Source organism: Rhodopseudomonas palustris (assembly GCF_013415845.1).
GTDB classification, from domain to species: domain Bacteria; phylum Pseudomonadota; class Alphaproteobacteria; order Rhizobiales; family Xanthobacteraceae; genus Rhodopseudomonas; species Rhodopseudomonas palustris_F.
In genome coordinates, this window is sequence record NZ_CP058907.1 from 1,164,608 (window position 1) to 1,178,128 (window position 13,521).

At 65.8% G+C, this 13,521-nt stretch carries 15 protein-coding genes and 1 tRNA gene; 7 read left to right on the forward strand and 9 right to left on the reverse strand.

Annotated features, from left to right (window positions below; translation table 11 throughout):
- Positions 1–4: 4 nt before the first annotated feature.
- A complete protein-coding gene (locus tag HZF03_RS05395; RefSeq protein WP_119020140.1) occupies positions 5–661 on the reverse strand; it encodes a DNA-3-methyladenine glycosylase I in 657 nt (218 codons plus the stop codon).
- Positions 658–1,539 (reverse strand): CAF17-like 4Fe-4S cluster assembly/insertion protein YgfZ, encoded by an 882-nt coding sequence (ygfZ, locus tag HZF03_RS05400; protein ID WP_119020141.1) that lies wholly within the window; start codon positions 1,537–1,539, stop codon positions 658–660. Before ygfZ ends, HZF03_RS05395 begins: the two co-directional genes overlap by 4 nt.
- Positions 1,540–1,686: 147 nt before the next feature.
- Between ygfZ and HZF03_RS05405 the strand changes: the two genes are divergently transcribed.
- Positions 1,687–3,021, forward strand: coding sequence for a dihydroorotase (locus HZF03_RS05405; RefSeq protein WP_119020142.1), 1,335 nt, complete (start codon positions 1,687–1,689; stop codon positions 3,019–3,021).
- Positions 3,022–3,525: 504 nt separating this feature from the next.
- On the forward strand, positions 3,526–3,681 hold the full coding sequence (locus HZF03_RS05410; RefSeq protein WP_011156634.1) for a hypothetical protein: 156 nt from the start codon (positions 3,526–3,528) through the stop codon (positions 3,679–3,681).
- A 20-nt stretch (positions 3,682–3,701) separates the two neighbouring features.
- Here HZF03_RS05410 and HZF03_RS05415 read toward each other — a convergent pair whose 3' ends face one another.
- The 4 genes from HZF03_RS05415 to HZF03_RS05430 form a co-directional block, all read right to left on the reverse strand.
- The gene (locus HZF03_RS05415) at positions 3,702–3,965 is read right to left on the reverse strand and encodes a hypothetical protein (RefSeq protein WP_011156635.1); all 264 of its coding nucleotides are present in this window, start codon (positions 3,963–3,965) and stop codon (positions 3,702–3,704) included.
- Positions 3,966–4,095: 130 nt separating this feature from the next.
- Positions 4,096–4,473: a TIGR02301 family protein gene (locus HZF03_RS05420; RefSeq protein ID WP_012494798.1), complete on the reverse strand. Its 378-nt coding sequence runs from the start codon at positions 4,471–4,473 to the stop codon at positions 4,096–4,098.
- 62 nt (positions 4,474–4,535) lie between these two features.
- Positions 4,536–4,979: an NUDIX hydrolase gene (locus tag HZF03_RS05425; RefSeq protein ID WP_119020143.1), complete on the reverse strand. Its 444-nt coding sequence runs from the start codon at positions 4,977–4,979 to the stop codon at positions 4,536–4,538.
- Positions 4,976–5,473: a hypothetical protein gene (locus HZF03_RS05430; protein ID WP_041810259.1), complete on the reverse strand. Its 498-nt coding sequence runs from the start codon at positions 5,471–5,473 to the stop codon at positions 4,976–4,978. The genes HZF03_RS05425 and HZF03_RS05430 overlap by 4 nt, the downstream gene beginning before the upstream one ends.
- Positions 5,474–5,534: 61 nt before the next feature.
- On the opposite strand from HZF03_RS05430, the gene HZF03_RS05435 reads away from it, so the two are divergent.
- Positions 5,535–6,308 carry an SOS response-associated peptidase gene (locus tag HZF03_RS05435; RefSeq protein ID WP_119020144.1) on the forward strand — a complete coding sequence of 258 codons (774 nt, stop codon included), beginning with the start codon at positions 5,535–5,537 and terminating at the stop codon, positions 6,306–6,308.
- Between the two features lie 108 nt (positions 6,309–6,416).
- On the opposite strand, the gene HZF03_RS05440 is transcribed toward HZF03_RS05435, so the two are convergent.
- Both HZF03_RS05440 and HZF03_RS05445 read right to left on the reverse strand, forming a co-directional pair.
- On the reverse strand, positions 6,417–7,844 hold the full coding sequence (locus HZF03_RS05440; protein WP_011156640.1) for an FAD-binding oxidoreductase: 1,428 nt from the start codon (positions 7,842–7,844) through the stop codon (positions 6,417–6,419).
- Between the two features lie 118 nt (positions 7,845–7,962).
- On the reverse strand, positions 7,963–8,946 hold the full coding sequence (locus tag HZF03_RS05445) for an L-threonylcarbamoyladenylate synthase (protein ID WP_119020190.1): 984 nt from the start codon (positions 8,944–8,946) through the stop codon (positions 7,963–7,965).
- 242 nt (positions 8,947–9,188) lie between these two features.
- Here HZF03_RS05445 and HZF03_RS05450 point away from each other — a divergent pair, with 242 nt between their 5' ends.
- The 4 genes from HZF03_RS05450 (at position 9,189) to HZF03_RS05465 (ending at position 12,595) form a co-directional block, all read left to right on the forward strand.
- A complete protein-coding gene (locus tag HZF03_RS05450) occupies positions 9,189–10,091 on the forward strand; it encodes a helix-turn-helix domain-containing protein (protein WP_119020145.1) in 903 nt (300 codons plus the stop codon).
- A 125-nt stretch (positions 10,092–10,216) separates the two neighbouring features.
- Positions 10,217–11,503, forward strand: a complete 1,287-nt coding sequence (locus tag HZF03_RS05455; protein WP_012494805.1) for an MFS transporter — start codon at positions 10,217–10,219, stop codon at positions 11,501–11,503.
- Positions 11,496–12,398, forward strand: a complete 903-nt coding sequence (locus tag HZF03_RS05460) for an amidohydrolase family protein (RefSeq protein WP_119020146.1) — start codon at positions 11,496–11,498, stop codon at positions 12,396–12,398. The genes HZF03_RS05455 and HZF03_RS05460 overlap by 8 nt, the downstream gene beginning before the upstream one ends.
- A 120-nt stretch (positions 12,399–12,518) precedes the next feature.
- A tRNA-Pro gene (locus tag HZF03_RS05465) sits at positions 12,519–12,595 on the forward strand.
- Positions 12,596–12,705: 110 nt separating this feature from the next.
- Here HZF03_RS05465 and HZF03_RS05470 read toward each other — a convergent pair.
- The gene (locus tag HZF03_RS05470; protein WP_234906868.1) at positions 12,706–13,374 is read right to left on the reverse strand and encodes a hypothetical protein; all 669 of its coding nucleotides are present in this window, start codon (positions 13,372–13,374) and stop codon (positions 12,706–12,708) included.
- Positions 13,375–13,521: the final 147 nt, after the last annotated feature.

Sequence of the window (13,521 nt, forward strand, 5' to 3'; positions counted from 1 at the left end):
GAACTCAGCGCTGACGTAACGGAGCCCTCTTCGCCGGCGCCGCAGAACGCCGCGCCGGTTTTTTCATCTGCCCGCAGGTGGCGTGGCAGTGACAGTCGACCAGATGGTCGTTGACCATCCCGACCGCCTGCATGAAAGCGTACACGATCGTCGGCCCGACGAACTTGAAGCCGCGTGCCGATAGGTCCTTGGAGATATTCACCGACAGCGGCGTCGAGGCCGGCACGCTCGCGGTGGTCTTGAAGGTGTTGATTTTCGGCGTGCCGCCGACGAAGTCCCACAGCAGCTTCGAGAAACCCGGACCTTCTTCCTGAATCTTTAGCCACGCCTTGGCGCTGCCGATCGTGCCCTCGATCTTGGCGCGGTTGCGGACGATGCCGACGTCGTTCATCAGTGCCGCGACCTTGTCGGCGTCGTAGCGGGCGATCTTGGCCGGATCGAAATCGTCGAAGGCGCGGCGGAAGTTATCGCGCTTGCGCAGGATCGTGATCCACGACAGCCCAGCCTGAAAACCGTCGAGGATCAGCTTCTCGTACAGTGCGCGGTCGTCGTATTCCGGCACGCCCCATTCGGTGTCGTGATACGCGACATAGAGCGGATCGTCGCCCGGCCACGGACAGCGCATAAGTCCGTCAGCACCGACGCGCGGTCCGCGGGTCATATGGCGGTCTTCCGCTGCGCCGGCGTCAGCTCGTCTGGATCAGCGATCGCCAAGGTGACGCCGCCCGCACTCAGCGGCAGCGACGCCTCGCGCGCCTCGGCAACACGGTCGATGCGCAGCAGCGCCAGGCCGCGGCCCGTCGCCGACGATCCCATTGTGCCGACGCTCTTGTCGCCTGCGTTGATCTCGCTGCCCGGCTGCGGCGCGGGGCCGTCGAAGGTGACGCGCACGATCCGGGTGCGCGCGGTGCCGCGGTGGTGCATCCGCGACACCACTTCCTGGCCGATGTAGCAGCCCTTGTTGAAATCGACGCCGGACAGACGGTCCATATTGGCTTCGTGCGGAAACGCGTCCGCATAGCCGAAGTCGAGGCCGCCGGCCGGGACGCCACAAGCGATGCGATGCGCCTCGTACTCGTCCGCCGCTACCATCGTGGCGCCGAGTGCTTCGGCGGTTGCGGTGGCCAGGATCTCCGGCACCAGGATGCGCCAGCCGAGCTGATCACCGCGCGGATCGCGGAATCCCATCTCCGGCGGCTGCGACGGTTCGCCGCCCCATAGCGTCAGCACGCCGAGCCGGTCGGACACGTTCTCGATCAGCACCTTGGCGCGCAGCTTGTAGAACTTCAGCTTGGTGGCCAGTGCTTCGCTGAGCGGTTTCGGACAATCCAGCAGGAAGCCGCCATCGTCCTCGGCCGGCAGCTCGGTGATCAGGAAATCAGTGACGATCTTGCCCTGCGGCGTCAGCAGGGCGCCGAACCGGCCGGCGCCGGGTTCGAGCCTGTTCAGATCGGTGGTGACCAGGCCGTTCAGCAGGTGCCGCGCGTCGGGGCCGCTGATCTTGAGAACGCCACGGTCGGCGAGGAAGGCTGCCTTCATTGATCTCTCTCATGACGCCGGCCGGAAACATCCTTGCGTAAACGGTCCGGCCGACTAAGACATCCCAAGTTAGGCGGCCGGGCGCTGGTCAACAAGGCTTTGCAAGACTCGCGCCGCTTCGCTCCAAAACGGGCACCCGAGGACGTCATGACCGGCACATTCGACACCATTCTGAAGGGCGGCACCATCGTCAACCAGGACGGCGAGGGCGTCGGTGACATCGGCATCAAGGACGGCCGCATCGCCGCGCTAGGCTCGCTCGGCGCAGAAAAGGCCGGCGAGACGATCGATTGCCGCGGCCTGCATGTGCTGCCGGGCGTGATCGACACCCAGGTGCATTTCCGTGAGCCCGGCCTGACTCACAAGGAAGATCTCGAAACCGGCTCTCGTAGCGCCGTGATGGGCGGCGTCACCGCGGTGTTCGAAATGCCGAACACCAATCCGCTGACGATCACCGAAGAGACGTTTACCGACAAGGTGAAGCGCGCCGAGCATCGCATGCATTGCGACTTCGCGTTCTTCATCGGCGGCACCCGCGACAATGTCGAGGAACTGCCTAAGCTCGAGCGCGCTCGTGGCTGCTGTGGCGTCAAGGTGTTCATCGGCTCGTCGACCGGCAGCCTGCTGGTCGAGGACGATCCGAGCCTCAAGCGCATCCTGTCGGTGATCCAGCGTCGCGCCGCGTTCCACGCCGAGGACGAGTATCGGCTCAACGACCGTAAGGGCGAGCGGATCGAGGGCGATCCGCGCTCGCATCCGGTGTGGCGCGACGACATCGCCGCCTTGCAGGCGACGCAGCGGCTGGTGGCGATCGCGCGCGAGACCGGCAAGCGTATCCACGTGCTGCACGTCTCGACCCGGCAGGAGATGGAGTTTCTACGCGAGCACAAGGACGTGGCGTCGGTCGAAGTGACGCCGCACCATCTGACGCTGGTTGCGCCGGATTGCTACGAGCGGCTCGGCACCAAGGCGCAAATGAATCCGCCGGTGCGCGATGCCTGGCACCGCGACGGCATCTGGCACGGGCTGGCGCAGGGCGTGGTCGACGTGCTCGGCTCCGACCACGCGCCGCATACGCTGGAAGAAAAGGCCAAGACCTATCCGGCCTCGCCATCGGGCATGACTGGCGTGCAGACGCTGGTGCCGACCATGCTGGATCACGTCAATGCCGGCCGGCTGTCGCTGGCACGCTTCGTTGATCTCACCAGCGCCGGCCCGGCGCGGCTGTTTGGCATCGCCTGCAAGGGCCGCATCGCCGCCGGTTTCGACGCCGACTTCACGGTGGTCGATCTCAAGCGTAGCGAGACCATCACCAATGACTGGGTCGCCTCGCGCGCCGGCTGGACACCCTATGACGGCGTGCGCGTGACCGGCTGGCCGGTCGGCACCTTCGTGCGCGGCGCCAAGGTGATGTGGCAAGGCGAGCTGACGACGCCGGCGCGCGGCGAGCCGGTACGTTTTCTCGAGACGCTGAAGCCGTAGAACAGCGCTTCGCCCATCCGTGTCGTTTCCTGCGGCTGCCGCGTCACGCGCGGTGGCCCGCCTTGGCGCGATTGATGGTCGAACGACGCCCGGCACGAAGTGCTGGTAAGCGGGACGCAGGTTCCAAATCTGCTGCGTAGTAACAGCCTCCAGATACCTGCCGTGGACCAGGACGAGCCGGTGATAGGTGCGGATTGATGCGGCGGTTGGCGGTGCGACATGCGACCGTCCCCCTTTGATCTCCGGCTGCTGTTGCTCGAGCAGCGATCATCCCGGTTAGCGCCCCGCGTCGTTTTGTCCGTGCCTCCGTGGAACTCCGGTGGGGTATTTTGCGTATCCACTGCGCGATCATCATCCGCGATGATCGAGGCCAGAACGATTCGGCCAGCGCGAGGTCGCGGCAGGACCGGTGGTTAACAGGAAAGCAACGCAACAGGCGCAGCATTTCGCGTCGCACGATCGCCGGGATCGTCGATTGACCGATACGCCGAAAGGGGATTCCAGATGGAAGCTCAAAAGACCGCGGTCGAAGCGATCGTCGCATTGACGGGCTATGACCGCGCCGTGGTGGCCGAATTCATCCGTCGGTTCTATCTCGCCGGCGTTCGCGATCCGAAGCGGCTGACATTCAAGGGACTGCAGGCGTTCGCCCGCACCTGATTGTCGCCGACTGATTCGCTTTATTGCTTCGCCAAGCCGACCGAGAACTCGCCGTTGAGCACGCGGCCGGGCAGGCCTTCCACGAACTTGGCGACCGCGTCCTCGCCATAGGTGGCGACGAGCTCGGCAAAAGCAGTGAACAGGCTGGCTTGCGCCAGGCAATCGCCGTCGACCCCGTCGTGCAGGGCTTCGGCCCATGCCTCGCTGAGATAGGTGAGCGCAGTTTGCTTCTGCTCTCGGTCGGATTGCACTTCGCGATCGATGGGGAAGGTCGTCAGGCTCATGAACTTCAGCAGTCTCGGCGCGCTCCACCGCGAAGCGCGATGGGGTAGTGTTAGCACGCGGCTGCCGAACGCCTAGGCAGTTCTTTAGGAAAGGTTAACGGCCTGGGATAAACCCGCGGCCGTCGAGTGGTCAGTTCGCGTATCGAGCGGTCAGGTCGCGCGACAGCTTCGAACCTTCCTCCAGGTACCGCCGAATCGCCACGGTCGCGGCCGGCGTGCAGGTCCGGTAGGTCTGCTGGAACCCGTTGTAACCCCGATTGAACGCCGCGATCAGCCGGGTCCGGCGCTCGCCCGAGGGGGTCTCGGCGTCGATCAGCGCCTGCATCTCGGAGCGCCATTTGGCGCCGTCGCTGCCGCCGCAGATCCCTCTGAGATAATGCAGCGTCCCGAGAATCTCGGCGAGGCGCTGCAATTCGGCGTCGAACGGCGCCGCGCCGTCCTCGGCGCGCGCCGGGACGAGCCCGCAGCAGGCGAGGATCATCAGCACGGCAAGGGAACGCTTCAGCATGGCCGGCCTGATAGGCCGTTTCATCGGCCGCAGCAAGGAGTTGCCGGTTCCGGAAAGCGCCATCAGGTTCCGATCAGCTCGCGGGCGCCCTCGACCAGTTCGGCCAGCCCCTCGGTGGTCGAAAAGTTGGCCAGTTCATCAGGGCTGATCCAGCGGGCGTCGTCGAGTTCGCCATTGAGCTGCGGCTCACCGCCGGCCCAGCGCGCGGCGAACACCATGATGACGTAATGCCCGGCTGCACTGGCGGCGGAAGGCAGCACCTCGCGCCGGCCGGCAAGACCGACGATCTGGATCGACAGCGCGGTTTCCTCGGCAACTTCCCGCACCGCCGCCTGCTCCAGCGTCTCGCCGAATTCGACCCGGCCACCGGGCAGCGAGTACAGGCCCTTGCCCGGCATCCGCGCCCGGCGAACCAGCAGAAGGCGGCCCTCCCGGAAGATCGCGGCGCTGACGGCCAATTGCGGGTGGCGCGGCTGCGCCGGTGCGGCCTCGGTCACGGCGTTCAATGCGCCATGATGTAGTCGACGTCGGCTTCGCAGCCTTGGCCGTTGATGATGCCGCCGGCGCGGCCGATCAACGGCTTGATCCAGCCGACCGCGCTCTCGGCGAGCTTGGCCCGGGTGGCGTCCTGCGAGGCTTGGCGCATCGCCTCGCCGACCGCGGTGAGGATCGCCGTCATATTGTTGGTGATGTCGTCGAAATCCGATCTAATTCCGGGATCGGCCGTGTCATAGGCTTCGATCGCGAGATCGCGGGCCTTGAAGTTCGAGGCTTTGAAGTGCTCCGCGTAGGAGAGGGGATGCCAGGACAGGAAGTCTTCCGAGCACTCCGGCATGTCCGGAATCATTTCGAGCAGCATCACGGCTTCATTGAAATGATTCAGATAGTCGGTGGCGAGCCCGGTCTTCGGATTGATATTTGCGGAGGCAAGCTGAGCGGCGCGCGCCTCGTCGTAACGGGAGGGCGCACTTTGCGCAGCTGTGGATTCACTCGACGCCATCGGCGGCATTTTTGTTTACCGAAGTTAACAAGCACTGAACACGCCACCGGGTCCTGACAGCATGTGCGGACGCTTCGTGATCACCTCGGCTCCCGCCGCTATCCGACAGCTCTTTGGCTACGCCGATCAGCCTAATTTTCCGTCACGCTACAACATCGCCCCGACCCAGCCGGTTCCCGTGGTGATCGTCGACGAGGGCGCCCGGCGGTTCCGGCTGATGCGCTGGGGGCTGATCCCGTCCTGGGTGAAAGATCCGCGGACGTTTTCATTGCTGATCAACGCCCGCGCCGAGACCATCCAGGACAAGCCGGCCTTTCGTAACGCGTTCAGGCGTCGGCGCTGTCTGGTCCCGGCAGATGGCTACTACGAGTGGAAGGCCGGCGGCTCGCGCAAGCAGCCGTACTTTATCCATCCGGCCGGCGGCGGGCCGATCGGCTTTGCGGCGCTGTGGGAGACCTGGACCGGCCCGAACGGCGAGGAGCTCGACACGGTGGCGATCGTCACCACCGCGGCGCGCGGCGGCCTGGCCGATCTGCACGACCGCGTCCCGGTGACGATCGCGCCGCATCATTTCGCGCGCTGGCTCGAGACGGACGAAACCGACACCGAGGCGGTGATGGCGCTGCTGCGACCGCCGGGAGAGGGCGAGTTCGTCTGGCACCCCGTGTCGACCGCGGTCAACCGCACCGCCAACGACAATCCGCAACTGATCCTGCCGATCGCAGCGGAGGAGGTCGAGGCTCCGCCGCCAGCCGTTGCGAAGCCGTCGCCACCGAAGCGCGCGGTGCGGCCCAAGATCTCGGCGGATGACAGCGGGCAGGGCTCGTTGTTCTGACAGCGGTTAGCAACGTCCTTGCGAGCGAAGCGAAGCAATCCAGCAGCGCCGAACACTGAGCGCGGGATTGCTTCGTCGCTTCGCTCCTCGCAATGACGGTGGAGAGACCTACACCACTTTGCCGGGATTCATGATGCCGTGCGGGTCGAGCAGAGCCTTGATCGACCGCATCAGCTCGATCGCGGTCTTGTCCTTCACCTCGGCAAGCTCGTCGCGCTTCATCACGCCGATGCCGTGTTCGGCCGAGATCGAGCCGCCGAGCCGCAGCACCACCTCGAACACCACCTGGCTGACGTCGTGCCAGCGGGCCAGGAACTCGGCCTTGTCGGCGCCGACCGGCTGGCTGACGTTGTAGTGGATGTTGCCGTCGCCGAGATGGCCGAACGGCACAGGGCGCGCGCCCGGGATGAGGGCGACCACCGCGGCGTTGGCTTGTTCGATGAACTGCGGCACCGCCGCGACCGGCACCGAGATGTCGTGCTTGATCGAGCCACCTTCCGGCTTCTGCGCCGGCGAGATCTCCTCGCGCAGTTTCCAGAACGCCTGCTGCTGCTGCACCGAATTCGCGATCGCCGCGTCCACCACGATGCCGTCCTCGAAGCCGCGCTCGAGAATCGACTCCAGTGCGGCGCGGGCGTCGTCGCGCGGCGACGACAATTCGATCAGCACGTACCACGGATAGCGCGCCTCGAGCGGGTCGCGATTGTTGGCGTGCCGCACCGAGAAATCGAGCGGCGTCTCGGCGATCAGTTCGAAGCTCGTCAGATTGCCGGCGGCCTCTCCTTGCGCGATGCCGAGCAGCTTCAGTGCGTCGTCCGGCGACTGCAGCCCGACGAACGCGGTCTCGACCGCGCGCGGCTTTGGAAACAGCTTCAGCGTCGCTGCGGTGATGATCCCGAGCGTGCCTTCGGCGCCGATGAACAGATCCCGCAGGTCGTAACCGGTGTTGTCCTTCTTCAGTTTGGACAGCAGGTTCATCACCCGGCCGTCGGCGAGCACGACCTCGACGCCGAGCGCCATGTCACGCGCCAAGCCATAGGCGAGCGCCGCGGTGCCGCCGGCATTGGTCGAGAGGTTGCCGCCGATGGTGCAGCTTCCCTGCGCGCCGAGCGACAGCGGAAACAGCCGGTCGACCTCCGCGGCCTTCTCCTGCACCCGCTGCAGGATGGCGCCGGCCTCGACCGTGATGGTGTTCGACGAAGTGTCGATTTCGCGGATCTTGTCCATCCGCTTCAGCGAAATCACCACCTCGCCATTGTGCGGCGTCTGCCCGCCGACGAGACCAGTGTTGCCGCCTTGCGGCACCAGCGCGACACGCGCCTCGTTCGCCAGCTTGCAGATCGCCACCACCTCCTCGGTGGAGCCGGGACGCAGCACCAGCGGCGAGTGGCCGCGATACAGATTACGCTCCTCGGTGATGTAGGCTTCGAGCTCGAGAGGATCGGTCAGCGCGTGCTTGTCGCCGACGATCGCGGTGAAGCGCGCGATCAGTTCGGGCGAGAGCGTAACGGGCGAAAGCTGGCTGACGATGTTCATGGTGTTTCCTCTTCCCTGTCGTCGCGAGGCGCGAAGCGATCGATCCGAAGCGCGTCTTAGACGCCTTTGGATTGCTTCGTTTCGCTTGCGACGACGTCGCGATCTGCTTGTTGGTTTGTCATGGGCGCGGTGCCGCTGCGCGGCGCAGACGATCGTTGATCGCTTCGCCGAGTCCGTGAAACGGGATCGGCATCACGGCGATGCCGCGTGCGCCGCGATCGTCGAGCGCGCGAAGCGCGCCGAACAGATGTGCTGCGGCTTCGGTGAGGTCACCGCGCGGCGAGAGGTTGTGGACCGCGGCGGCTGTCTCGGCGCCCGGCGGCAACTCAGGGCCGAACGCCAGCAGCGCTTCGCCCGGTTTCACCTCGGTCGCATTCAGCCGGACCAGCGCACGCGGCGCGTAGTGCGACGCCAGCATCCCTGGTGCGACAGGCGCGTGATCGTCGGTGTTGTTAGTCGTCGGTGTGCCCAGCGCTTGACCGAGTACGCGCTCGATCGCTTCGCGCGGCAGGCCGCCGGGCCGCAGCAGAACTGGTGCGCCGAGGCAACTGACGATCGTCGACTCGACGCCGACCATCACCGGTCCGCCGTCGACGATCACATCGATCCGGCCGTCGAGATCGGAAGCGACATGTGCCGCGGTGGTCGGCGACACGTGACCGGACCTGTTGGCGGACGGCGCCACCACGGGCCCATCAAACGCGCGCAATAGTGCCTGCGCCACCGAATGCGACGGGATGCGGATCGCGACGCTGTCCAGCCCGGCGGTGGCGAGGTCGCAGACGGAACAGTCCGCCTGCTTCGGCAGCACCAGCGTCAGCGGCCCTGGCCAGAATGCCTCGGCGAGGCGGAGCGCGGCTGCATCGAACCTTGCGATGGTGCGCGCAGCATCGAGATCGGCGACATGCGCGATCAGCGGGTTGAACGACGGCCGGCCCTTGGCAGCGTATAGCCGCGCCACCGCTTCGGCATTCGATGCATCGGCGCCGAGCCCGTACACCGTCTCGGTCGGGAACGCGACCAGCCCACCGCCGCGCAGCGCGCGCGCGGCTTTGTCCGCATCCGCTGCGGTCAGCCTCTTGGTGATCAGGTCGAGCATCATTTCCGGTTTCATATCGCAATTCGTGCGGATGCGAAGTAGCAAAGTCGACGCGCTGCGCTGCATGCGCGCGAGAGCTGCGTGGCGCGGTCTTGCTCAACGGGCTCGCGCAACCCGCGAATCCGGCCGTTCCGCGTGCGAAAAACCCCGTTAAAATCGCAGGTTAGGCGGCGCGGCGGCCCCGGGGCTTGCAAGCCTCTCTAATATGGAGTGAGGATAGTTCGTTCAACCAGGCGCCCCTTCCGATGCAGCTCAATCCCCTCCTTCATGCCGAACGCGTCACCGGCCGAAGGCAATCGGCCTTGATCGATCTGTGGTCGACCACGGGATTCGCCGCGGCCGTGAGCGAGGTGACGGGGCCGCATATTTACGAGTTCGGCGAGCTGCCGGTGCCGACCGTCGCGATCACGCTGTACGACGTGCGCCGGCACGTTCTGATGGAAAACGGCAAGGTGCGCCGCGACGCGCCGGTGCGCTCGGGACGGTTTCGCATCGGTCAGCCGGGGCGGCGCGTGGTGGTCGATGCCGTGCCGGACACCCAGTGGGGCAAGCTGCTGCTGCTGTATCTCGGCGAGCCGCTGCTCAAGGAGGTGGGAACCTCGCTCGGCTCCAGCGGTCCGATCAGCTTGCGCGACACCACCTGGGATGTCGACGATCCGCTGCTGGAAGCGTCGGCCAAACGCCTGGTCGAGGCCAGTGATAGCGGCGACCGGCCGAACGCGCTGCTCGCCGAGCAATTGGCCTATACGCTGGCGCTGCATCTGACGGATCGCTATTCGGCGCCGCGCAGTGCGCCCGCCGAACTGTCCGCGCCGCTCGAGGCGCCGGTGCGCGATCGCATCGCCGAATTCGTTCGTTCCGATCTCGGCGCGCCGATCACCTTGGCGGCGATGGCGGAGGTCGCGGGCATGAGCCCTTCCTGCTTCATTCGCAGCTTTAAGCGCTCCACCGGAATGACGCCGCATCGCTTCGTGGTGGAGCAGCGCGTCGCCGCCGCCCGGCGTCTGCTGGAGACGTCGGACCTGCCGATCGTCGAGATCGCGCTCGGCGTCGGCTTCTCGTCGCAGTCGCATTTCGGCGTTGCGTTCCGTCAGGTGACCGGCGAAAGCCCGGCGCGGTATCGCCGGCGGCAGCGCGGCGGCGAGTAATTTTTCGACAGAAATCCGCCAGCTCCGCGGTCACCCGACAATTTTTCGGCAGACGTGTTCTCACGATTGCGAAATTTGTCGCCGACGAGCGGTCGCCCGGTGAAGGCGAGCGAGGGAGGGCACGTATGACGACATCTTCGAGCACGGTCGCGCCGATCACGGACACCAGCCTGACCGGCTTCTACAAAGACATGACCGTCACTGAGAAGCGCACGTTCTGGGCCTGTGCCACAGGCTGGGCGCTCGACGGCATGGACTTCATGATCTACCCGCTGGTGATCGGCACGATCATCGCGCTGTGGAAGGTCGATGCCGGCTCGGCCGGTCTCGCCGGCACCGTGACGCTGCTGGCGTCGGCGGTCGGCGGCTGGGCTGCGGGCTATCTGGCGGACCGGATCGGGCGCGTCCGCACGCTGCAGCTCACGATCATCTGGTTCTCGCTGTTCTCGCTGCTCTGCGCGTTCGCGCAGAACTTCGAACAGCTGCTGATCCTGCGCGCGCTGCTCGGCTTCGGCTTCGGCGGCGAATGGGCCGCGGGCGCCGTGCTGATCGGTGAGACGATTCGCCCGCAATATCGTGGCCGCGCGGTCGGCTCGGTGCAGTCGGGCTGGGCGGTCGGCTGGGGCATGGCGGTGCTGGCGCAGGCCGCGTTGTTCTCGCTGCTGCCGCCCGAGGAGGCGTGGCGCTGGATGTTCGCGATCGGCGCGCTGCCGGCGCTGTTGGTGCTGTATCTGCGCGCCTATGTGAAGGAGCCGCAGGTTGCCGTCGAAGCCCGCGCCAAAGTCAGTGCGGCGGGTGGCAGCCGCTCGATCCTGGCGATCTTCCAGGGCCGGATCCTCAAGACCACCATCCTGGCCTCGCTGGTCGCCACCGGTTGCCAGGGCGGTTACTACGCGATCACCTTCTGGGTGCCGCGCTTCCTGACCACCGAGCGCAAGCTGTCGATCGTCGGCTCGACCGGCTATCTGGCGACGCTGATCGTCGGCTCGTTCGTCGGCTATCTGGTCGGTGCGTGGTTCGCCGACCGGTTCGGCCGCCGCAGCCTGTTCCTGACGTTCTCGCTGGGCGCGATGGTAGTGGTGCTCGCCTACACGCAGCTGCCGCTCTCCAACGAAATGCTCTGGGTGCTCGGCTTCCCGCTCGGCTTCTTTGCCTCGGGTTACTTTTCGGGCATGGGCGCGTTCCTGACCGAGCTGTTTCCGACCAGCCTGCGCGGCTCGGGGCAGGGCTTCTGCTACAATTTTGGCCGTGGCGTCGGCGCGCTGTTTCCGTTCCTGGTGGGCTATCTGTCGCAGGTTACCACGCTCGCCAACGCGATCTGCCTGTTCGCGGTGTTCGCTTACGTGTTGTTCTTCGCCGCCGCCTACGCGCTGCCGGAGACCCGCGGAAGGGTGCTGAGCGCCGATGAGTAAGGCTGATACGTCCAAGGATCCGGCTCCGGCGTGTCCGGGGCCGGATCCGGCACCGCGCCGTCCGACCCGCTACGTCGTCCCGCCCGGCGCGGTCGATACCCACGCCCATGTCATCGGGCTGCCGCCGACCTATCCGTTCGTCGACGCCCGCAGCTACACGCCGCCGGCGGCAACGCCGGAGTCGTATCTGGCGATGCTCGATGCCACCGGCATGACCTATGGTGTGGTCGTGCAGGTCAGCGTGCACGGCACCGACAATCGGCTGATGCTGGAGACGCTGCAGGCACACCGCGATCGGTTGAAGGGCATTGCGGTGATCCCGCTCGGGCTACCAGACAAGGAACTGGCGGCGCTGAAGGATGCCGGCGTCGTCGGCCTCCGCCTGAACATCCTGTATGGCGGGGGCATCGGGTTTGAGCGCGTCGGCGAATACGCAGCGATGGCCAAGGAGCTTGGCTGGCATCTGCAGTTCCTGATCGACGCCAAGGATCTCGTGCCGCTCGCGCCGCAGCTCGGCGATCTGCCGGTGCCGTTCATCGTCGATCACTGGGGGCATTTCCCGGTGTCGCGGGGGATCGACGATCCCGGCTTCCAGACGCTGGTGTCGCTGGTCCGCGACGGCGCCTGGGTGAAGCTGTCGGGCGCTTATCGGAACACGGTCGCGGGATTTCCCTATCTCGACACCATTCCGTTTGCCCGCCTGCTGCACGAGACGGCGCCCGATCGTTGCGTCTGGGGCAGCGACTGGCCGCACGTCGCGACCTGGACGCACATGATGAACGTCGGCGAGCTGCTCGACCTGCTTGCCGACTGGGTGCCGGATGCGGCCGCGCGCGACCGCGTCTTCACCGACAACGCCTACCGTCTTTACGGCTTCACACCCACTCGGGCCTGAGTTTTGTGCGTTCAACCGCCGCCCCTGACCGGAGGGCGGCGGTTGGATAAAAATCCTGCTCAATATCGATTGGAACGCTTGCGAAGCCGAAAGGTGGACGCTATAAGCCGGGCCTCTTGTCGGAGTGTGGCTCAGCCCGGTAGAGCACTGCGTTCGGGACGCAGGGGTCGCAGGTTCGAATCCTGCCACTCCGACCAAGATTTCCAGCGATTTCCCCTCGCTTTTCCCGATCCCTTCTTCGTTTCACAGCATCACGACGCGGCCGCCGCTGTGCGAGGCCGTGCGAGCCGCTGCGCCGATGCGGCCTTCACCAACTGCCGCGGCGGGAATCGATCTGGGTGAAGTCGATCGGGCTCGGTTCGCCGACCTTGGGCGGCGGCGGCTTTTGAGGTTGTGCGCCACGCTGCTTGGCGGCCTTCAGGATCGCCTCGGCCAACGGCCCGGCCTTCACCGGGCCGGTCTGCTGCGGCTGCCCGTTCGACCCCGGTGGGGCCTGCAGCGCCATTGGCTGGTCGAGCCGGCCGGGGCGGACGCGGACGCCGACCACGGTGCCCCGCTCGGCGTCGAAGGCGCATTCATACGAGACCCGCACCCACTCCTTCTGCGGCGACAAGAAGCGGATCGAGTCGCCGCGATAATTGACGATGGCGTTGTCCGGCTTGGATGGATCGGCCTGCTGGAAAATGCCGGAGAACGGCCTGCTGATCCACTCGAAGTCGCCCGGAGCCTGCGCCTCGATCTTGCGGGCGCAGATCGCCGAGGCCTTCTCGTTGTTGGCGCGGACGCAAGCCTCCGGACATTTCGGCGAATCGGCGGCTGCCGGCCCGGAGATCGATGGTGATTTAGTACCATCAACGTTGACGGCCCCCGGCTTCGACGTCGGAGCGGGCTGTGAAGACTGTGCATGAGCCGCGCCGACCAAGCTCGAGACCAGCGCTGCCCCATAGATCAAACGCATCATTTTGATACCACCCATGGTTGGGCGCGTAGTTATTTTCTAGTCCGAAACTCCAGAAGGCGCGAGTCCAATCTTGCCGTCCCTTTGTGGTCTCAACAATTATTACTTCGTTAGTGACAGCTAATCGCTGTTAGCTCGCTTATCTAGACTGTTCTATTTCGGGAA

What these genes read in the sequence shown, in the direction of transcription:
- HZF03_RS05430 (WP_041810259.1), bottom strand. Translation starts at nt 5,473, where the DNA reads ATGGCGTCGAGTGAATCCACAGCTGCGCAAAGTGCGCCCTCCCGTTAC.
- HZF03_RS05420 (WP_012494798.1), bottom strand. Translation starts at nt 4,473, where the DNA reads ATGCTGAAGCGTTCCCTTGCCGTGCTGATGATCCTCGCCTGCTGCGGG.
- HZF03_RS05410 (WP_011156634.1), top strand. Translation starts at nt 3,526, where the DNA reads ATGGAAGCTCAAAAGACCGCGGTCGAAGCGATCGTCGCATTGACGGGC.
- HZF03_RS05445 (WP_119020190.1), bottom strand. Translation starts at nt 8,946, where the DNA reads ATGATGCTCGACCTGATCACCAAGAGGCTGACCGCAGCGGATGCGGAC.
- HZF03_RS05460 (WP_119020146.1), top strand. Translation starts at nt 11,496, where the DNA reads ATGAGTAAGGCTGATACGTCCAAGGATCCGGCTCCGGCGTGTCCGGGG.
- HZF03_RS05395 (WP_119020140.1), bottom strand. Translation starts at nt 661, where the DNA reads ATGACCCGCGGACCGCGCGTCGGTGCTGACGGACTTATGCGCTGTCCG.
- ygfZ (WP_119020141.1), bottom strand. Translation starts at nt 1,539, where the DNA reads ATGAAGGCAGCCTTCCTCGCCGACCGTGGCGTTCTCAAGATCAGCGGC.
- HZF03_RS05470 (WP_234906868.1), bottom strand. Translation starts at nt 13,374, where the DNA reads ATGGGTGGTATCAAAATGATGCGTTTGATCTATGGGGCAGCGCTGGTC.
- HZF03_RS05415 (WP_011156635.1), bottom strand. Translation starts at nt 3,965, where the DNA reads ATGAGCCTGACGACCTTCCCCATCGATCGCGAAGTGCAATCCGACCGA.
- HZF03_RS05450 (WP_119020145.1), top strand. Translation starts at nt 9,189, where the DNA reads ATGCAGCTCAATCCCCTCCTTCATGCCGAACGCGTCACCGGCCGAAGG.
- HZF03_RS05405 (WP_119020142.1), top strand. Translation starts at nt 1,687, where the DNA reads ATGACCGGCACATTCGACACCATTCTGAAGGGCGGCACCATCGTCAAC.
- HZF03_RS05435 (WP_119020144.1), top strand. Translation starts at nt 5,535, where the DNA reads ATGTGCGGACGCTTCGTGATCACCTCGGCTCCCGCCGCTATCCGACAG.
- HZF03_RS05440 (WP_011156640.1), bottom strand. Translation starts at nt 7,844, where the DNA reads ATGAACATCGTCAGCCAGCTTTCGCCCGTTACGCTCTCGCCCGAACTG.
- HZF03_RS05455 (WP_012494805.1), top strand. Translation starts at nt 10,217, where the DNA reads ATGACGACATCTTCGAGCACGGTCGCGCCGATCACGGACACCAGCCTG.